The 19,199-nt window shown below is 58.9% G+C and carries 18 protein-coding genes and 1 pseudogene; 9 read left to right on the top strand and 10 right to left on the bottom strand.

Annotated features, from left to right (window positions below; all coding sequences use genetic code 11):
* The 4 genes from D6877_RS09855 to D6877_RS09840 all read left to right on the top strand — a co-directional run.
* On the top strand, positions 1–533 hold a 533-nt coding region (locus D6877_RS09855; protein ID WP_130910627.1), incomplete at its 5' end, for an urease accessory UreF family protein.
* Between the two features lie 24 nt (positions 534–557).
* Complete coding sequence (gene ureG, locus D6877_RS09850) at positions 558–1,172, top strand: urease accessory protein UreG (protein WP_130910622.1); 615 nt, start codon at positions 558–560, stop codon at positions 1,170–1,172.
* A 27-nt stretch (positions 1,173–1,199) separates the two neighbouring features.
* Positions 1,200–1,772, top strand: coding sequence for a HupE/UreJ family protein (locus D6877_RS09845; protein WP_130910621.1), 573 nt, complete (start codon positions 1,200–1,202; stop codon positions 1,770–1,772).
* A gap of 180 nt (positions 1,773–1,952) precedes the next feature.
* Positions 1,953–3,086 carry an AGE family epimerase/isomerase gene (locus D6877_RS09840; RefSeq protein WP_130910620.1) on the top strand — a complete coding sequence of 378 codons (1,134 nt, stop codon included), beginning with the start codon at positions 1,953–1,955 and terminating at the stop codon, positions 3,084–3,086.
* 95 nt (positions 3,087–3,181) lie between these two features.
* On the opposite strand, the gene D6877_RS09835 is transcribed toward D6877_RS09840, so the two are convergent.
* The 9 genes from D6877_RS09835 to D6877_RS09785 all read right to left on the bottom strand — a co-directional run bounded on the left by D6877_RS09835 (position 3,182) and on the right by D6877_RS09785 (position 14,343).
* A complete protein-coding gene (locus D6877_RS09835) occupies positions 3,182–4,087 on the bottom strand; it encodes a cation diffusion facilitator family transporter (protein ID WP_130910619.1) in 906 nt (301 codons plus the stop codon).
* A gap of 177 nt (positions 4,088–4,264) precedes the next feature.
* Positions 4,265–5,029, bottom strand: a complete 765-nt coding sequence (locus D6877_RS09830) for an SDR family oxidoreductase (RefSeq protein WP_122748055.1) — start codon at positions 5,027–5,029, stop codon at positions 4,265–4,267.
* An 837-nt stretch (positions 5,030–5,866) separates the two neighbouring features.
* Positions 5,867–6,583: an ABC transporter ATP-binding protein gene (locus D6877_RS09820; protein WP_016771915.1), complete on the bottom strand. Its 717-nt coding sequence runs from the start codon at positions 6,581–6,583 to the stop codon at positions 5,867–5,869.
* Complete coding sequence (locus D6877_RS09815) at positions 6,580–7,452, bottom strand: ATP-binding cassette domain-containing protein (protein WP_016771916.1); 873 nt, start codon at positions 7,450–7,452, stop codon at positions 6,580–6,582. The genes D6877_RS09820 and D6877_RS09815 overlap by 4 nt, the downstream gene beginning before the upstream one ends.
* Entirely contained in the window at positions 7,449–8,750 is a 1,302-nt protein-coding gene (gene livM / locus D6877_RS09810) for a high-affinity branched-chain amino acid ABC transporter permease LivM (RefSeq protein ID WP_024011385.1), read from the bottom strand. Before livM ends, D6877_RS09815 begins: the two co-directional genes overlap by 4 nt.
* 3 nt (positions 8,751–8,753) lie before the next feature.
* Positions 8,754–9,668: a branched-chain amino acid ABC transporter permease gene (locus D6877_RS09805; protein WP_016771918.1), complete on the bottom strand. Its 915-nt coding sequence runs from the start codon at positions 9,666–9,668 to the stop codon at positions 8,754–8,756.
* A 245-nt stretch (positions 9,669–9,913) separates the two neighbouring features.
* Entirely contained in the window at positions 9,914–11,047 is a 1,134-nt protein-coding gene (locus D6877_RS09800) for an ABC transporter substrate-binding protein (protein ID WP_130910618.1), read from the bottom strand.
* 368 nt (positions 11,048–11,415) lie between these two features.
* A complete protein-coding gene (locus tag D6877_RS09795) occupies positions 11,416–12,699 on the bottom strand; it encodes an FAD-binding oxidoreductase (protein WP_130910617.1) in 1,284 nt (427 codons plus the stop codon).
* 153 nt (positions 12,700–12,852) lie between these two features.
* Positions 12,853–14,343: an aldehyde dehydrogenase family protein gene (locus tag D6877_RS09785; RefSeq protein ID WP_130910615.1), complete on the bottom strand. Its 1,491-nt coding sequence runs from the start codon at positions 14,341–14,343 to the stop codon at positions 12,853–12,855.
* 164 nt (positions 14,344–14,507) lie between these two features.
* Between D6877_RS09785 and D6877_RS09780 the strand changes: the two genes are divergently transcribed.
* Positions 14,508–15,404 carry a LysR family transcriptional regulator gene (locus tag D6877_RS09780; protein ID WP_130910614.1) on the top strand — a complete coding sequence of 299 codons (897 nt, stop codon included), beginning with the start codon at positions 14,508–14,510 and terminating at the stop codon, positions 15,402–15,404.
* 108 nt (positions 15,405–15,512) lie between these two features.
* On the opposite strand, the gene D6877_RS09775 is transcribed toward D6877_RS09780, so the two are convergent.
* Complete coding sequence (locus tag D6877_RS09775) at positions 15,513–16,325, bottom strand: helix-turn-helix transcriptional regulator (protein ID WP_130910626.1); 813 nt, start codon at positions 16,323–16,325, stop codon at positions 15,513–15,515.
* Between the two features lie 174 nt (positions 16,326–16,499).
* Between D6877_RS09775 and D6877_RS09770 the strand changes: the two genes are divergently transcribed.
* From D6877_RS09770 to D6877_RS09755, 4 genes and pseudogenes are all read left to right on the top strand, one after another.
* Positions 16,500–17,906 carry an alanine/glycine:cation symporter family protein gene (locus D6877_RS09770; protein ID WP_130910613.1) on the top strand — a complete coding sequence of 469 codons (1,407 nt, stop codon included), beginning with the start codon at positions 16,500–16,502 and terminating at the stop codon, positions 17,904–17,906.
* A 186-nt stretch (positions 17,907–18,092) separates the two neighbouring features.
* On the top strand, positions 18,093–18,362 hold the full coding sequence (locus D6877_RS09765; RefSeq protein WP_039756931.1) for a hypothetical protein: 270 nt from the start codon (positions 18,093–18,095) through the stop codon (positions 18,360–18,362).
* The gene (locus D6877_RS09760; protein WP_130910612.1) at positions 18,355–18,609 is read left to right on the top strand and encodes a hypothetical protein; all 255 of its coding nucleotides are present in this window, start codon (positions 18,355–18,357) and stop codon (positions 18,607–18,609) included. Before D6877_RS09765 ends, D6877_RS09760 begins: the two co-directional genes overlap by 8 nt.
* 49 nt (positions 18,610–18,658) lie before the next feature.
* Positions 18,659–19,199 (top strand): annotated as a pseudogene (locus D6877_RS09755) (nicotinate phosphoribosyltransferase); the annotation flags it as partial.

The raw sequence follows: 19,199 nt of genomic DNA, 5'->3' as shown, positions 1-19,199 counted from the left end.
AACTGCTGCTCAATCTCGCCCGCTTCGAAGCGCCGCTGCTGTTGGCGCATTGCCAGGCCGCAGCAGATGAAAACTGGGCCGAGCTACGGCAGCTCTGCGAGAGCCACCGCGCCAGTCGCGAAACCCGCGAGTTGCATCTGGAAAGCCGGCAGATGGGCTACTCCTTGCAGCAGTTGTTGAACGGTTTGCCGGAACTCGATGCGCCCGCCCGCGACTTTCTTGACCAGACCACAGAACCGCATCTGGCCCTGTGCTGGGCGCTGGCAGCACGCGCCTGGGGCATCAGCGCGCAGGATGCTCTTGCCGCGTGGCTGTGGAGCTGGCTGGAAAACCAGCTCGCCGTATTGATGAAAACCCTGCCGCTGGGCCAGCAAGCCGCCCAGCGCCTGACCAGCGAACTGCTGCCACTGCTGCAACAGGCGCAGCACGATGCGACCCGCATAGATCCCGAACACATCGGCAGCGCCGCGTTTGGCCTGTCCCTGGCGTGCATGGCCCATGAGCGCCAGTACAGCCGCCTCTTCCGCTCTTAGGGCTGGTTATTTTTGGAGAATGAAATGGATACACAACCTCTGCGCGTCGGCATCGGCGGCCCGGTCGGTTCCGGCAAGACCGCGCTGACTTTGGCCCTGTGCCTGGCCCTGCGCGAGCGTTACAACCTCGCCGTGGTCACCAACGACATCTACACCCGCGAAGACGCCGATTTCCTGGTGCGCAACGAAGCCCTCGCGCCGGAGCGGATCATCGGCGTGGAAACCGGCGGCTGCCCGCACACGGCGATCCGCGAAGACGCCTCGATCAACCTCGAAGCGGTCGATCAACTGAACCGGCGCTTTCCCGGGCTGGATCTGATCCTGGTGGAGTCCGGCGGCGACAACCTCTCGGCGACCTTCAGCCCGGAGCTGTCGGACCTGACCATCTACGTGATCGACGTCTCCGCCGGCGACAAGCTGCCGCGCAAGGGCGGCCCGGGGATCTGCAAGTCCGACCTGCTGGTGATCAACAAGATCGACCTCGCGCCACTGGTGGGCGCCTCGCTGGAAATGATGGACAGCGACACCAAACGCATGCGCAACGGCAAACCGTTCGTTTTCAGCAACCAGAAAACCGGTCAGGGCCTCGAAGAAATCATCGCCTTCATCGAACGCCAGGGCCTGCTGACCGACGACTGATCCACTTATCAACAAGGAAGCTTATCCATGACACTCAAACGCATTCTTGGCGCTCTGGCGTTGCTGCTGACACCGGCACTGGCGTTCGCTCATCCGGGGCATGGCGACAGCGGCCTCATCGCCGGCATCAGCCATCCGATCGGCGGCCTCGATCACTTGCTGGCAATGCTCGCCGTCGGTTTGTGGGCGGCGCAGCAACAAGGCGCGGCGCGCTGGGCGCTGCCGTGCACATTCGTCGGCACCATGCTGCTGGGCGGCCTGTTCGGTTTTGAAGGGCTGGAGTTGCCGGCGCTGGAAAGCGGGATTGCTGCTTCGGTATTGGCGCTGGGCCTGGCCGTGGCACTGGCGGTGCGTCCGCCGCTGGTGATGGCGGTGGCAGCGACGGCGCTGTTTGCGCTGTTCCATGGCGTGGCGCATGGGCTGGAGCTGCCGGAAATGAGCAGTCCGTGGGCGTATGCGGCCGGGTTCGTCGCGGCGACAGCGGTGTTGCATGCGCTCGGCTATGGCGTGGTGCGGGTTCTTCCGCAGGCAGCGGCACCGCTGGTGCGGTTGGCGGGTGCGGCTTCGGCGGCGACTGGGGTGTGGTTGCTCGCAGGCTGATTTTTTATTGCCTGAACCGGCCTCTTCGCGAGCAGGCTCGCTCCCACAGGTTTTTTGTTCGCTGCAAATCCACTGTGGGAGTGAGCCTGCTCGCGAAGACGGCCTGACAGACACCGCCTCTCTCAAGCGGTGCTCTCTGCTACCATGTCGCGCAATCGCCCAAGCCCGTGACGCCCGCCCATGCCCCACGCTTCCCGCTCCACCGCCCTGCCCGAATTGACCGCCCTGTTTGGCCAGGTGCAGCAGCACTTCCTCGACGTGATCGTGCCGCTGTGGCAAGGCCCGGGCTGGAATGCCGACATGGCGTTGCCCTATGAGGCGCTGGACGCTACACACCAGCCGTTGCCAGCGCAACGCTATCGGGCGATGGCCTGCGCACGGCAGCTGTATCTGTTCTCCAGCCTGATCGGGGTTGTGGATAACGCCGAAGTCCGCGCCGCCGCGTTGTTCCGTTCCCTGCAACGGCATTTCCATGATGCCGAGCACGGCGGCTGGTTCTACAGCATCGACGCACAGGGCAAGCCGCTTGACCAGCGCAAGGATCTCTACACCCACGCCTTCATCCTGTTCGCCTGCGCGCATTACTGGGACAAGTCGCGGGATTCGCTGGCCGAATCGACACTCAACGCCGCGCTGGAAATCATCGGCCGCCGTTTCGCCACCGGCGACGGCTTGTACGAAGCCTGCCTTGAGCGGGACTGGAACACTCTGCAAACCGGCCCACTGCAAAATCCCCTGATGCACTTGGCCGAAGCCTTTCTGGCCACTTTGGCAGTGCGCGAAGACTCGCAAACGCAGAAAGACTTGCTTGAGTTATGCACAGCCATGCACAAGCAATTCGTCGATCCGCAATATGGCGTGTTGATGGAGAAGCCGCTGGGTGCTGTGGATAACTGGTACGAGCCGGGGCACCAGTTCGAATGGTATTTCCTGCTCGAATCGTCGGCGCTGTTGCGCGACTCGAAACTGCACCGGGCGCTGGATCGGGCGTTTGCCTTCACCGAGCAGTACGGCGTGCTGGAGTCCTGCGGCGCGGTACGGGCGATGCTTGATCTGGAAAGCAATGGCCGGCCGAGGGATTCGACCCAGCGGATCTGGGCTCAAGCCGAATACCTGCGCGCGCTGACCTTGCGGGCGGACAGCGAAGCGGTAGTGCTGCGCCAGTTGCAGGCGTTGCAGCAGCGGTTTCTGCATGACGGCGGCTGGCATGAGTGTCGCGATGAGAATGGTGAAGTCAGTCGCAAGGACATGCCTTCGACCACGCCTTATCATTTGGCGACTTGCTATCACGGTTTGGCTGAATATCTTCGCTGACCGAACAATTGCTTTCGCGAGCAGGCTCGCTCCCACAGTTTGAAATGCATTCCCCTGTGGGAGCGAGCCTGCTCGCGAATGCCGTTACGCGGTCATCAGGCAATCCACTTCTTGTCCCCGGTGAAGCTGATCGTCAGCCACCTTGCCGCATCCGGTTCACCCAGCTGCGCCGATATCTCCTCGCGTAAAGCATCCAGTTGCGCGACATCGCGCAGCGGATAATCCGCCGGCAACACCACATGAATCTCGATGAACCGCGCCCGACCGTGCTTTTGCACGTAGGACACGTAATCGTCGAAACCATGCTCGACCTTCGCCACCTCCATGACCTGCCTGACCTGGTCATCCAGCGTGTCCGGGGCGATACCCAGCACATCACGCAACGCCGGGCCGAGGATCTTGAATGCCGGGGGCAGCATGGTCAGCGCCAGCACGATGAGGATCAGCGGGTCGACATACACCGCCCACTCGCCATAGCCCTGGGACTTGAGCAGCAGCGCGGCGAGAAAACTGATCAACAACCCCACCGAGAGCATCGCGTCGACCAGCCAGCTGATGTTGTCGAACTGGATCAGGCTGGATTTGAGCGCGCGATTACGCCGGCGCACGTAGAAGAAGTAGGCGAACTCGACAACGGTAAACACCGCCGCATAGACGATCACCAGACCCAACTCGATATCACGGCCACCATTGATGATGCCGAACACGCCGTTGAGAAAAGCGTAGATGGCGATCAACAGCAGGAAGCTGCCTTCGATCAGCAGCACCATCGGCTCCAGATGCCAGAAGCCGAACTGGAAACGCTGATTGCTTTGCTTGGCAATCAGCCGGGCGGTGATCAGCATCAGAATTTTGATGAATGTCGCGATCAGCGAAAAAAAGCCATCGAACAGGATGGATTGCGAACCTGAAACAAAACCGGTGACGATCCCGGCAATCGACACCGCCAGCATCAACAGCGTCGATTGTTTGAGCAGTGCCTGCTCACCTCGGTTACTCACTTGAACTCCTCATGAAACCTTGAGCGCCGCGGGGTGCGGCCTGATGGTTGAGTGCGGAGTTTAGCTTATCGTCCTGTTTTGCCTGTGCCGGCCTTTTCGCGAGCAGGCTCGCTCCCACAGTTTGAAATGCATTCTCCTGTGGGAGCGAGCCTGCTCGCGAATGGCCTCAGCGCGGTATCAAGCCTTGTTACGCTCGATGGCAAACCCGGCCCAGGTCTGGCTCACCGGCATCAGCTCCAGGCTGTTGATGTTGATGTGCGCCGGGGTGTTCATGACCCAGAAAATCGTCTCGGCGATGTCCTGTGGCTGGATCGGCTCGGCGCCAGCGTAAGTGGCGTTGTAGCGCTCCTGATCACCGGCGAAACGCACCAGCGAGAACTCGCTTTCACACAGGCCGGGTTCGATGTTGCTGACCCGCACGCCCGTGCCTTGCAAGTCGCAACGCAGGTTCAGCGAGAACTGTTTGACGAAGGCTTTGGTCGCGCCGTACACGTGGCTGCCCGGGTACGGATAGTTGCCGGCGATGGAACCGAGGTTGACGATACCGGCGCCACGGCCGTGGGCGATCAGCCGAGGCAGCAGCAGGCGAGTGGCGTACATCAGGCCTTTGACGTTGGTGTCGACCATGGTGTCCCAGTCATCCAGGTCACACTTGGGCGCCGGGTCGACGCCGAGCGCCAGGCCGGCGTTGTTGATCAGGCCACGAAGTTTGGCGAACGACGGCGGCAGGTTGGCAATCGCCTCCTCCATCGCCTTGCGATCGCGCACATCGAGAACCAGACCGTGCACTTCGGTCTGCTTCGACAGTTCGGCGCAGAGGGCATTGAGGCGTTCTTCACGACGGCCGGTCAGTACCAGTTTCCAGCCAGCCTCGGCAAAACGACGGGCACAGGCTTCACCAAAACCGGACGTAGCGCCGGTGATAAACAGGGTGTCGGACATCGTGTTCTCCTTGCTTCGGCCGCCACGGCAGCCCTTGGAATAGAAAATCAGCAGGCAGCATGCCCGCCCTCGCGAATACGGGCAACACCTGCCAGCTGTACAAAAATCAACCAGACCTGCCAAGACCATAGCCAGCGTGGCCTGTAGCCATGTGCACGCATGTTATCCACAGTCTGCTCCACAGTTTCCGGGGGCAAGTGCAAACGCGCAAAGCCGCGCCACACAAGGCTTTGCGGGCGAAATGGAAAGTTTTTTGCTTGACCGTGAGGCGGGGGATGTGCGGGACAGGGCATTTTGCACGACGGACGGTGCAACCGGGTGATTGCGCGAGGCCAGCAACTACGGCGCTCCGCGAGGTCTTTCCAGAGTTTAGTCACAGACTTATCCACAGGCTTGCGCACACGCAATTGCCAGGTCTCTACGCCCCAGAAAAAGGTTGACAATGACGCCGCTCGCTTCAGCAAAAATGCCTGATCAAAAAATAAGCACATCCATGCAAGCCACGTTTTATAAGGCTTGCAGCCAGATACACCCACGTTATTCACAGCCAGCTCCACAGTAACCGGGGACAACTCAAAACTGTGGAAAAACAGCCATTTGCAGCGTCTATATGTCGCGCTTTGGCAGCTTGGGGAATTTGTTTTCCACAATTCTGAATTCCGCTTGATGTCATGCCTTGATTACATGTAGGAGCTGCCGAAGGCTGCGATCTTTTGATTGTTTTTCAAGATCAAAAGATCGCAGCCTTCGGCAGCTCCTACACAGACATATGGCGATATTGAGAAATAAAAAAGCCCCGGGACTCTCGTCGCCGGGGCTGTGTACAACCGTGAGAATTCAGTGCCCGCCCAGATAGGCGTTACGCACCTCCTCATTCACCAACAGTTCTTTACCGGTGCCGGTGAGGCGAATCTCACCGTTAACCATCACATACGCCCGGTCCGACAGCTTCAGCGCATGGTTGGCGTTCTGCTCGACGAGGAAAATCGTCATCCCGGTTTTCGCCAGCTCGCGCAGCGTGGCGAAAATCTGCTTCACCACTATCGGCGCCAGACCCAGGCTCGGTTCATCCAGCAGCAACAGCTTCGGCCGGCTCATCAGCGCACGGGCGATGGCGAGCATCTGCTGTTCACCGCCGGACATGGTCATCGCCCGCTGATTGCGTCGCTCCTCAAGCCGTGGGAACAGCTCGAACATGCGCTGCATGTCCTCTTTGGCGTACTTGTCGCCAATCGGGATGGTGCCCATCAGCAGGTTTTCCTCGACGGTCATGTCGGGGAAAACCCGCCGCCCTTCCGGTGACTGCGCGATGCCGTTGGAGGCGATGTAGTGCGAGGACTTCTGCGTGATGTCGACGCCCTGATAGAGAATCTGCCCACCCGCCGCTCTCGGCTGGCCGAAGATCGACATCAGCAAGGTCGACTTGCCGGCGCCGTTGGAGCCGATCAGGCTGACGGTCTCGCCTTCGTTGATCTGCAGGGAAACGCCCTTGAGCGCCTGGATCGGGCCGTAGAACACGTCCAGATTACGCAGTTCGAGGATCGGTTGACTCATACCAGCTCCTCTTCGTCGGCGCCCAGATAGGCCGCGATCACTTTCGGATCGTTGCGGATCGCTTCCGGCCCGCCTTCGGCGATGACGATGCCGTGGTCGAGAACCACGATGTGATCGGAAATGCTCATGACCATGCCCATGTCGTGTTCGATCAGCACCACGGTCAGATCGTGCTCGTCGCGCAGCAGCCGGATCATCGCGCTGAGCGCTTCGGTTTCCTGAGGGTTGAGGCCGGCGGCCGGTTCGTCGAGGCAGATGATCTGCGGCCGCGTGCACATGGCCCGAGCGATCTCCAGACGGCGTTGTTGGCCGTACGAGAGTTCACCGGCGAGACGGTTGGCGCAGTCGACCAGATCGACCACTTCCAGCCAGTAGAACGCGACATCCAGCGCATCGCTCTCGGCCTTGCGATAGCCCTTGGTGTTGAGGATGCCGGCGAGCATGTTGCGGTTGACCCACATGTGCTGCGCGACCAGCAGGTTTTCCAGCACAGACATTTCCTTGAACAGGCGAATATTCTGGAACGTACGGGCGAGACCTGCACGGTTCACCAGGTGAGTACCGCCGAACATTTTGTAGTACATGCGGCTGAGGAAGGATTTCGGCGAAACGAAATCGGTCGGTTTGAACGACTCGCCCAGCAACTGGATGACGTTGGTCTGCTGGCCGCGCACGTTGAGTTCGATCTTGCCGCCCGTGGCCTTGTAGAAACCGGTCAGGCAGTTGAACACCGTGGTCTTGCCGGCACCATTGGGGCCGATCAGGGCGAAGATCGAATTGCGTTTGACCTTCAGGCTGACATCGCTCAATGCCTTGATGCCACCGAAATGCATCATCAGTTTTTCAACAGAGAGTACGACTTCACTCATGGCGCAGTCCTCTCGTAGTGAATGGCACCTTTGCGTGGTTTGACCCCGGTGCGGCTGATGCGGATCAGCCCGCGTGGTCGCCAGATCATCATCAACACCATCAGGATGCCGAACAGCAGCACGCGGTATTCAGCGAAGCCGCGCAGCAGTTCCGGAGCAACGGTGAGCACGAATGCGGCGATGACCACGCCGATGGTCGAGCCCATGCCGCCGAGCACGACGATGGCGAGGATCAGCGCCGATTCGAAGAAGGTAAACGAGGTCGGGTTGACGAAGCCTTGATAGGTGGCGAAGAACACCCCGGCCAGACCCGCCGTCGACGCACCGATGGTGAACGCCGAGAGCTTGACCAGCACATGGTTGAGACCCATCGAGCGGCAGGCGATTTCATCTTCACGCAGCGCTTCCCACGCGCGACCGACCGGCATCTTCACCAGCCGATGCTTGACGTACAGCACCGCCAGCACCACCAGGAACAGCACTGCATAGATGAAGTAATACTTCACGTCGGGGTTGTAGGTCAGGCCGAAGAACTCATGAAACGGCACCCCGCCATCCTTCGCCCGCTTGCCGAACTCCAGGCCGAAGAACGTCGGCAGTGGCGCCGGCATGCCGTTCGGGCCGCCAGTCAGCGACAGCCAGTTGTTCAGCACCAGACGAATGATTTCGCCGAAGCCCAGGGTCACGATCGCCAGATAGTCACCGTGCAGACGCAACACCGGGAAACCGAGAATGCAACCGGCCAGGCCTGCGGTGATCGCCGCCAGCGGCAGCACGGTCCAGAAGCCCAGACCGAGATACTGGTAACCCAGCGCCAGACCGTAGGCACCGATGGCGTAGAACGCCACGTAACCAAGGTCGAGCAGCCCGGCCAGACCGACCACGATGTTCAGCCCCAGCCCCAGCAGCACGTAGATCAAACCGAGGATGACCACCCCCAGCAGATAGGAGTTGGAGACAAACGGCACGATGATCGCCAGCACGATAATCAGCGGGATGATCCAGCGCAGCCGCGATTTGTAGTCCGCCGGCAGCACGTGCACACCGGAACCGGTGCTCTCGAACCCGTCGAGGATCTTCAGGCCCTTGGGTGTTTGCAGGAACAGGCTGAGGGCAAAGCGACCGGCCATGACGATGGCAATGATCCACGCCACGCGGGTCGCTTCGAGGTTGAAGCTGTAGCCGTCGAGGACCACGCCGACAATCGGCCCGAACACGATCAGCGCAATCAGGCCGGCAAGAATCGCCTCGACCAGACTTTTTTTGATATCGATGGATTTTTCAGTGGTTGCAGACATCGCTTACACCTTCGACACAAGAGGACGGCCCAACAGGCCCTGCGGCCGGAAGACCAGTACGAGGACGAGCAGCGAGAAACTGAACACGTCTTTGTAGTCGGAGTTGACCAGACCGGAGAACAGCGACTCGGAGATGCCGAGGATGATCCCGCCGAGCATAGCGCCGGGCAGTGAACCGATGCCGCCCAGAACCGCTGCGGTGAACGCCTTGATGCCGATGATGAAGCCGGCATAGAAGTCGAACGTGCCGTAGTTCATGGTGATCAGCACACCGGCCAGTGCGGCCATGGCTGCACCGATGATGAACACATAGGAAATCACCCGGTCGGTGTTGATCCCCAGGATCGAGGCCATCTTGCGGTCTTGCTGGGTCGCACGGCACATGCGGCCGAGCTTGGTGTATTTGATGACGTAGGTCAGCAGCCCCATGCCGACGAACGCGGCGATCAGGATGAAGACTTTGGTGTAGGTCAGTTGTACGAAGCCGGTGCCGACTTCAACACGCCAGGCCCCGGTCAGCAGCGTAGGCACGCCCTGTTGTTTGGCACCCTGAGCGATCTGTGCGTAGTTCTGCAGAATCAGCGAAATACCGATAGCGCTGATCAGCGGCGCCAGGCGGGTCGAGTTACGCAGGGGTTTGTAGGCAACACGCTCGATGACCCAGCCATACACCGCCGTGACGACGATGGTGAAGATCAGCGTGCCGAGCATCAGCAGCGGGAAGGATTCGATACCGAAGTAAGCCAGCAGAGCCAGACTGATTGCCGCCAGGTAAGCGGAAATCATGTAAACCTCGCCGTGGGCGAAGTTGATCATGCCGATGATGCCGTAGACCATTGTGTAGCCGATGGCGATCAGGCCATAGACCGACCCGAGGGTCAGGCCATTGACCAGTTGCTGCAGGAAAATACCATCCATAACGCAATCTCACGCAGTGAGAACCTGCGCGCCCATGACGCGCGGTTCTTCTAGGAAAAATACAGATGTACGTCGGAGCAATGTCGGAGCGTGATCAGCCCTGACCACACGGAACCCCTTTGTGGGAGCGAGCCTGCTCGCGAAAGCGGTTGCACATTCAACGCAGAGGTTGTTTGTCAGTGCGTCTTCGCGAGCAGGCTCGCTCCCACAGGGGATCGGTAGTGATCAGATGATCGCTTCAGCCCTTACTTCTGCTTTTCCAGCTGGTGGTATTTGCCGTCCTTGTCCCACTGGTAAACCACGTAGTCGGAGACTTTCAGGTCGCCCTTGGCGTCCCAGGTTTTTTCGCCCATCACGGTTTTCACCGGATTTTTCTTCAGCCAGGCCGCAGCCTCTTCACCCTTGTTGGACTTGGCACCGTTGAACGCTGCCGCCAGGGTCTGAACCGAGGCGTAGGCGTACAGGGTGTAGCCTTCAGGCTCGGTGCCGGCCTTGCGGAACGCGTCCACTACGGTCTTGCTTTCAGGCAACAGGCGCGGGTCGGCGCCGAAAGTCATCAGCACGCCGTCAGTGAATTGTGGGCCGCCAGCGGTGGTCACCAGCTCGTCAGTCACGATGCCGTCGTCGGACATGAACTTGACGTCTTTCAGGCCTTGTTCACGCAGCTGGCGAACCAGTGGACCGGCTTCCGGATGCAGGCCACCGAAGTAGACGACATCGGCACCGGCGCCACGGATCTTGGTGACGATGGTGCTGAAGTCTTTCTCGCCACGGGTCAGGCCTTCGTACAGCACAGGCTTGACGCCGCGTTTTTCCAGCTGAGCCTTGGTGGCGTCCGCCAGGCCTTGGCCGTAGGTGTCCTTGTCGTGCAGCACGACGACTTTCTTGCCCTTGAGCATGTCGACGATGTAGTCGCCGGCAACGATGCCTTGCTGGTCGTCACGTCCGCACATACGGAACATGGCGCTGAGGCCACGCTCGGTAACTTGCGGGTTGGTCGAGCCAGGGGTGATCGCGATGATCCCGGCTTCGTCGTAGATTTCCGACGCTGGAATGGTCGAGGAGGAGCAGAAGTGGCCGACCACGCCGGCGACTTTCTGGTTGGTGAGGTCCTTGGCGACCGTCACCGCCTGCTTCGGTTCGCAGGCGTCATCGCCTTTGACCAGGACGATTTTTTCCCCATTGACGCCGCCCGCCGCGTTGACCGCATCGGCCGCCGCCTGTGCACCCTTCATGTACTGCTCGCCGAATGCCGCGTTGGCACCGGTCATCGGACCCGCTACACCGATCTTGATATCAGCTTGAGCAAACGCAGAAACACCCAGCGCAGTAGCGACTGCGAGGGCCAGAAAGCCTTTCTTGTAAAACGTCTGGGACATGAGGTGGTGCTCCAAGGTTTTTTTTAGTTGGCACTGCGACTTCACTTCACTCAAAGCTCAGAGCAAGGCCCGTGCCATCGGTTTTTTATTCTTCAAAAAGTCGCTGCGTTGTTGTTATTTCGACTGTTTCGGTCCCATTTTCATTGGGCGTGCAACCGTCTAAACCGCGGAAGGTGAAACCATTTGTTTTTTCAGGCGCAACCCGCACGCGCCATCATTGCAACCGCAGCGGCAAACGACGTGCAACCAGCCTGTAACAGCCCGCGTCACCGAACTGCACACTGCTGGTGCGGGACTGCTACAACCCGCACCATTACAGGCTAGTCGCTGGATGCAAAAGCGCCGCTTGCGGCAACAATTTTCAACACTCAAATGACGATGCGCAGGCACTGGCCCGCGTGATACAGGGAAAACCCGGCCTCGTACAGGCAACTGCGCAAGCCCGCACCGGCCAGGGGCTGCATCGGTGCGAAGGGAATCGGCAGTGCCTGCGGATCGCCGTTGCACAGGTAATCGGCGAAAGCTTTGCCGACCACCGTGCCGGTGGTGACGCCGCGACCGTTATAACCGGTGACGGCCACCAGCCCCGGCGCCGGTTCGAACAGACGCATCAGGTGATCAGGGGTAAACGCAATGCGCCCGGTCCAGGTGCATTCCCATTCGACCGGCTTCAGGTTGGGGAAGTAATGCTGCTGCACCCGATCAGCCCAGGCCTTGAGAAACCAGGTCGGTTTCTGGTTGCCATTGCCGAGGCTGCCGAGCAACAGCCGTCCGTCCTTGTCACGGCGGATGCTGCTCAATACCTGACGGGTATCCCACGAGCCCTGCCCGCCGGGAAGAATTTCCTGCGCGGCGTCTTCGCTGAGCGGCACCGAGGCGACCTGGTAGTAATAACCGGGAAAGAAATTGCGCTTGAGTTCGGTCCAGTCGCCTTCGGTGTAAGCATTGGAGGCGATGACCACTTGTTCGGCGAGTACCGAGCCCTGGGCGGTTTGCACCGACCAGTTCTGCCCGATGCGCTCGAGGCGAGTCACCGGCGAATGATCGAACATCTGCCCGCCGAGCCCGCGCACGGCATTCGCCAGCCCGGTGACATAGGCCATCGGATTGAGCGTGCCGGCACGGCGATCAAGCAACGCGGCGGCGATTTTCTGCGTACCGGTGGCTTGCTCGCAAGCCTTGCCGGTGAGCAGTTCGACCGGTGCGCCACGGCGCTTCCACTGCTGCTCGCGACTGCGCAGATCCGCCTCGCCCTTGGCGTTGTGCGCCATGTGCAAAGTGCCTTCGCGGCGCAACTGGCAATCGATGTTGTATTTATCCACAAGGCTGAACACCAGCGCCGGCGCCGCACCGAGCATGCGGTTGAGCTGACTGCCGACCGCCTCGCCGAAACCGGCTTCGATCTCGTCCGGAGGAATCCACATGCCGGCGTTGACCAGCCCGACGTTGCGCCCGGAGCCACCATGCCCTGCGCGATGCGCTTCCAGCACGCAGACGCTTTTGCCTTTTTCCAGCAGATGCAGCGCCGCTGACAACCCGGTGAACCCGGCGCCGATCACACAGACATCGACCTTGACCTCGCCGCTGAGCGCCGCGTTATCCGGGCGTTGTGGCGTGAGCGTTTCCCACAGACATTCTTCGCGTAACGGCATTGCCAGACTCCAACAGAAACCCAACAAACACAGTGCAGATCCTGTGGGAGCGAGCCTGCTCGCGAAAGCGGTAAATCAGCCAACATCAGTGTCGACTGACCTGACGCATTCGCGAGCAGGCTCGCTCCCACAGGGCAATCGCATCAAGCTTCGTCAGTCGAATGTAATGCCCTGCGCCAACGGCAATTCCAGCGAGTAGTTGACGGTGTTGGTCTGCCGGCGCATGTACGCGCGCCAGGCATCGGAGCCGGATTCACGGCCGCCGCCGGTCTCTTTCTCGCCACCAAATGCACCGCCGATTTCCGCACCGCTCGGGCCGATGTTGACGTTGGCGATGCCGCAGTCACTGCCAACCGCCGACATGAACCGCTCGGCCTCACGCACGTCGGTGGTGAAGATGCACGATGACAGGCCTTGCGGCACGGCGTTGTTCAGGCGCAGCGCTTCCTCGAAATCGCTGTAGCCGACCACATAGAGAATTGGCGCGAAGGTTTCGCTGCAGACCACGTCGCTCTGCTCGGGCATTTCCACGATGGCCGGCGACACGTAGTAGGCGTTGGGGAACTGCTCTTCCAGTTGGCGCTTGCCACCGAACACCCGACCGCCTTCGCTCAATGCCTGCTCCAAGGCGTCCTGCATGTTTTCAAAACTGTGTTTGTCGATCAGCGGGCCGACCAGATTGCCTTGCAGCGGATGGCCGATGCGTACTTTCGAATAGGCAGCCTTGAGGCGGGTGACGATTTCTTCCTTGACCGATTCGTGAGCGATCAGTCGACGCAAGGTCGTGCAGCGTTGCCCGGCGGTACCGACGGCGCTGAACAGAATCGCGCGCACCGCCATGTCCAGATCGGCGCTCGGGCCGAGGATCATCGCGTTGTTGCCGCCGAGCTCGAGAATGCTGCGGGCGAAACGCGCGGCGACTTTCGGCGCCACTTCGCGGCCCATGCGCGTGCTGCCGGTGGCGCTGATCAGCGCAACACGCGGATCATCGACCAGCGCTTCGCCGGCATCACGACCGCCGATCACAACCTGGCACAGACTCGCCGGAGCATCGCTGAAATTCTTCACTACGCGATCGAACAGTGCCTGACAGGCCAGCGCGGTCAGCGGGGTTTTCTCCGACGGTTTCCACACCACCGGGTTGCCGCAGACCAGCGCCAGGGTGGTGTTCCACGCCCACACTGCGACCGGGAAATTGAACGCGCTGATCACCCCGACCACGCCAAGCGGATGCCAGGTTTCACGCATATGGTGGCCCGGGCGCTCGGAGGCGATGGTCAGACCGTACAACTGGCGCGACAGGCCAACGGCGAAGTCGCAGATGTCGATCATCTCCTGCACTTCACCCAGACCTTCCTGAGTGATCTTGCCGGCCTCCCACGATACCAGCTCGCCGAGGTCGGCCTTGTACTCGCGCAACACTTCGCCGAACTGGCGCACCAGCTCACCGCGACGCGGCGCCGGCACCTTGCGCCAGTGCTCGAATGCATGATCTGCACGACTGATGTGCTGCTCGACTTCGGCAGCGCCTTCCCAGTTCACCGAGGCAATTTCGCTGCCATCGATGGGCGAATGCACCGGCACTTTGCCGTTCTGGTACAGGGCCGGGTTGACTCCCAGACGATCAAGCAATGCGGCAACCATCGGTCTCTCCTCAAGCAAAAACAGAATGTGTGCGGCCATTCTTCGCATGGCCGGGCAGGCCTTTAGTTGTAGCCTCACTGCGGCGATGCAACAAACGACCTTTACGCCAGATATCATTCCGTTTATTCATGCTGCCTGGCGAAAGACAAGAAAAAGGACTGGCCATGCTGAACAAACGCCACTTGCCCTCGATCACCGCGCTGCAATGCTTCGAGGCCGTGACCCGGCACCTGAGTTTTACCCGCGCCGCCGAAGAGCTGAACCTGACCCAGAGCGCAGTGAGCAAGCAGGTCGCACAGCTTGAAGAACTGTTGCAGCACTTGCTGTTCCGCCGCGTGCGTCGGCGCTTGCAGATGACGCCGGCCGGGGATTTGTATCTGGTCGAGGTCAGAAAAATCCTCAGCCAAGTGGAGATGTCGACTCATTACCTGCGTTCCTACGGCGGCGAGACCGAAGTCCTGCGCGTTTCCACCCCGTCGACCTTCGGCGCCCGTTGGCTGGTGCCGCGCCTGAAAGGCTGGCGCCTGCGCCATCCGTCGATTCATCTGGATCTGTGCAACGAACAGGAAGCCGACGATCTGTTGCAGGGGCGCAGCGATCTGGCTTTCTATTTCGGCCAGGCATCGCGACCCGGCACGGAATGCCTGAAATTGTTCGGCGAACAACTGGTGCCGGTCTGCGCCCCCGCCAGCCTGCCGGACACGCCATTCACTGACCCGACGCAACTCACCGATCTGGTGCTGCTGCAAAATGCCTCGCGACCGCAGGCCTGGCACGACTGGTTCGACAGTCAGGGCTACCACACCGAACACAGCTACCATGGGCCGCGTTTCGAAACCTTTTACATGTGCATCCGCGCCGCCCAGGTCGGTTGTGGCGTGGCCCTGCTGCCACGGTTTCTGGTTGAAGAGGAATTGGCCGAGGGCAAACTGGTCATACCCTGGCAGCATGCGATGCCCAGCAGCGATGCCTATTACCTGGCCTACCCGGAGCACGCGGCGGAAGTGCCAAAGGTACGGGATTTCGTGAAGTGGATGCTGGAGCAGATCGACAATCCCTGACCACCCCTTGGAGGAGCTGTCGAGTGCAACGAGGCTGCGATCTTTTGATCTTGAAAAAGAGCGTCAAAAGAACCCAGCCTCGCTCCATCTGGAGTTTTTTCAGGACGGTCATCCAGCGATAACAAACAGGCCCTCTACAACCCGGGATTGGGCCAGGCGTGCGCGCAGATCATCATCAATGGCGCAATCATCAGGCTTGTACAACCGAACGCGACGATACGCGTCGATGGGATTGATTTCCTCCCCCAGATACTCCCATACGACCCTGGAGCATGCGGGAGCGCGATGATCCGCAGCGGAAACACCCATCTTCAACCCATTGAGCCGGGTAATGCAGCTTTTGAAGCTTGGAATAAGGATGGTCTGACTGATTTCGTTGGAGGTGAGCGATTCATAATCGATAAAAAACAAGCGATCCCGAAGGTGATAGGCAATACCCAGATATTGATAACGCTCAAATTCCTCTGCCGCTTCAGAAACCTGTAATCGCTCGTTTCGCTCATAGACGATTTCATCGCCTTCGGCCCGCACATGTACCAGCGAGCACAGAATGGAGCCGGGGTCGGTCATCGCATGGTAGTACTCGTAGTAATAACCGGTATGCGCCTTTAATTCCGGTGAAGACTGGCGGCGCAGATGTTCGTGCATTATTTGTGAAGCGGCCCTTCCCACTAAAGAGTGACCCTTGTCAGCCTTCAGGCCTATCAGGATCGTGAATTGTTCTGTAGGCAGAATGATTTCGTTCTCATCGACACCAAAAAAATCACAGATGCGCTTGAGATTAAAAGGTGTAGGGAAACTTTTCCCACATAGATACTTATTGAATTGCCCACGATTGATGCGAAGCTTCCTACAAACCTCCGCGACAGATCTGTAATGACTACATAGCAGCTTTAAGTTAGCAGGAAAAAAATCACACATACCACAACCCAACACAGGTGAGAAAGGCACAACCATAGCAGCAACTCGCATCACATTTGAGCAACTTGCGAAATTGCACCGAAGCAAATATGGCGGGATATTACGACGCCTGAATGACTTCAGGCCTGAATACACCCTTGATTTACCAGCACTCTTAATAGCAAGGAGCTTTGAATGCTAGATGTCATCAACGATTTTCTTTCGAGCAGGGTATTAATACCTTTTGTTCTTGGGCTAGGGGGTTATTTCACGATCCGATCAGGATTTGTTCAACTGCGATACTTCCCCCATATGTTCGGCGTTTTACTCGGTAGCTGGCGCGCAGGCGGCAACCATTTGAGTTCGCTCCAGGCGCTGACGCTCAGCCTCGCCGGGCGCGTGGGTACCGGAAATATCGTCGGGGTCGGAATTGCGGTGAGTATGGGTGGGCCCGGCGCGGTGTTCTGGATGTGGATGACCGCACTTCTGGGTATGTCGAGCAGCTTCTTCGAATGTACGCTGGGCCAGCTCTATAAACGCAGCGATGGCAATGGTCTCTATAGAGGCGGCCCGTCCTGGTACATTCAGCATGGCCTGAACCAGCGCTGGCTCGGGCTGATCGTAGCCATGCTGATGCTGGTGACATTCGGATTTGCCATCAATGGTCTCGAATCCCATGCGGTATCACACTCTTTGAAAGAAGCGTTTGATTTGCCGCCCCTGTGGTCGGGACTCGCGCTTTCATTGATGCTGGGCATCGTATTCATCGGCGGTATAACGCGGATTGCCGCAGTAGCCGACCTACTGGTCCCTCTAAAGGTTCTTGCCTACATCGGCGTGACGGCGTACGTGCTGGTTCTGCAGTTTGAACAAGTACCGATAATGCTGATGACCATTATCAGAAGCGCCTTCGGTCTGGATCAGGCGTTCGGCGGTCTGCTCGGCAGCGCCATCATCATGGGCGTCAGACGCGGAGTATTCTCCAACGAAGCAGGGCTGGGCAGCGCCCCCAATGTTGCTTCAGTGGCGAAGGTCAGCCATCCGGTTGCACAAGGTATTGTTCAGGCATTGAGCGTTTTCATCGATACGTTCGTGGTCTGCACCTGCACCGCACTGATGATCCTGTTATCCGGCTTTTACACTCCGGGATTTGAAGGCGACGCAATTGCCCTGGCACAAAACTCGCTGGCAGCGGTTGTAGGGGAGTGGGGAAGAATGTTCATAAGCATGGCGTTAGCATTATTTGTATTTACGGCAATGCTCTACAACTACTACCTCGGAGAAAACAGCTTGCGGTTCATGTTTGGTGAACCTGCAAAAACGCTGATCATCTATCGACTCATGGTTTTGGTAATGGTGTTCTGGGGTGCCAGCGAAGATCTCTCCACAGTTCTGGCGTTTGCCGATATAACCATGACCTTACTGGCGCTGGTAAACCTGATGGCGATGGCTCTCCTGTTCAAGATATGCCTGCGTGTCCTGCATGATTATGAAGTTCAACGTCGCAGTGGAATCAAGACACCCGTTTTTGATTCAAAACTTTTTCTCGATTTAGACCTCGATCCAATTGCATGGCCACCGGTGCCAACACATATCGAATAACGAAACTTAGCGCTCCGACTCTCCACTCGAGAGTCGGTGGGCAGCCCATCCAGGCCAACTCAGTGCGATAGCGTGATTAGTTCAAATAACCACGCTATACAAAATCAACATTTTCAAAGCTGCTACATCAAGAGCAATAAACTCTTCAATCCCTTGCCCGCAGACCACCTTGACGGAGTTAATGGCATGACTCGTTTTTACCCGCTGAAAGCAAACGCAACCAACATTCCAACCTTCTTCATAGACTCATATGCCGCACGCGATCAGTTATTCGAGGACGCCTGTTTCAGAATCCGCGCCGCCACAAGTCTTCTTGAAGCTTTCACATCCGTCACTATCAAAGGCACTAACGACTCTGACTTTTACCGCCTCATACTTCCTGCCTATTTGTTGCTTCAGGACGGTGTAGATACGCTGGAACAGATTTCTTTCAAGGGAGACGGCCTTCATGCCTAAGATAGCAACCGATGAGATGATCAGGGCAGCGATGTTCAAGGCAGTGGAAACAAAGCTGATAGCAAGGCACTCGTTACTCGCCGAGTATTTGAAAAGCTGGGAGTGCATCGAGCAAGTGCTTCACGCCGCGCTTGAGGTGCAACCGAAAATGAACAATTTTTGCGGCTTGAGATGTATGGGCTCCGAAGATCTATCACCTGAAAGCAAAAAAGCGCTGGCAATCCCCACCGCCGATATGCGCCACTAGCGCCATCGATATAGACCGCGCCAGGCGCGGCGCAACTGGAGACCCGTTTATGAGCGAGAGTGTGTTTGCCGATCGCATCGTGCAGAACCTGCTCGACACCGACTTCTACAAGCTGACGATGATGCAGGCGGTGCTGCACAACTACCCCAACGTCGAAGTCGAATGGGAGTTCCGCTGCCGCAACGCCGAGGATCTGCGCCCTTATCTGGCCGAGATCCGTCATCAGATCGAGCGTCTGGCCGAGCTGAGCCTGAGTGCCGATCAGTTGAGTTTTCTCGAGCGCATCACCTTCCTGAAACCGGACTTCCTGCGCTTCCTCGGTCTGTTCCGCTTCAACCTGCGCTACCTGCACACCGGCATCGAAAACGGCGAGTTGTTCATCCGCCTGCGCGGGCCATGGCTGCATGTGATCCTCTACGAGGTACCGCTGCTGGCGATCGTCAGCGAAGTGCGCAATCGCTATCGCTACCGGGAAACTTCGCTGGAGCAGGCACGCGAACAGCTGTATCGCAAGTTTGACTGGCTGACCGCCAACGCCTCGGCCGATGAGCTGTCGCAACTGCAGGTCGCCGATTTCGGCACGCGCCGGC

It is taken from the genome of Pseudomonas sp. Sample_9 (assembly GCF_004307535.1).
GTDB classification, from domain to species: Bacteria; Pseudomonadota; Gammaproteobacteria; order Pseudomonadales; family Pseudomonadaceae; genus Aquipseudomonas; species Aquipseudomonas mercuritolerans.
This window is presented reverse-complemented; position numbering and strand designations above follow the sequence as displayed.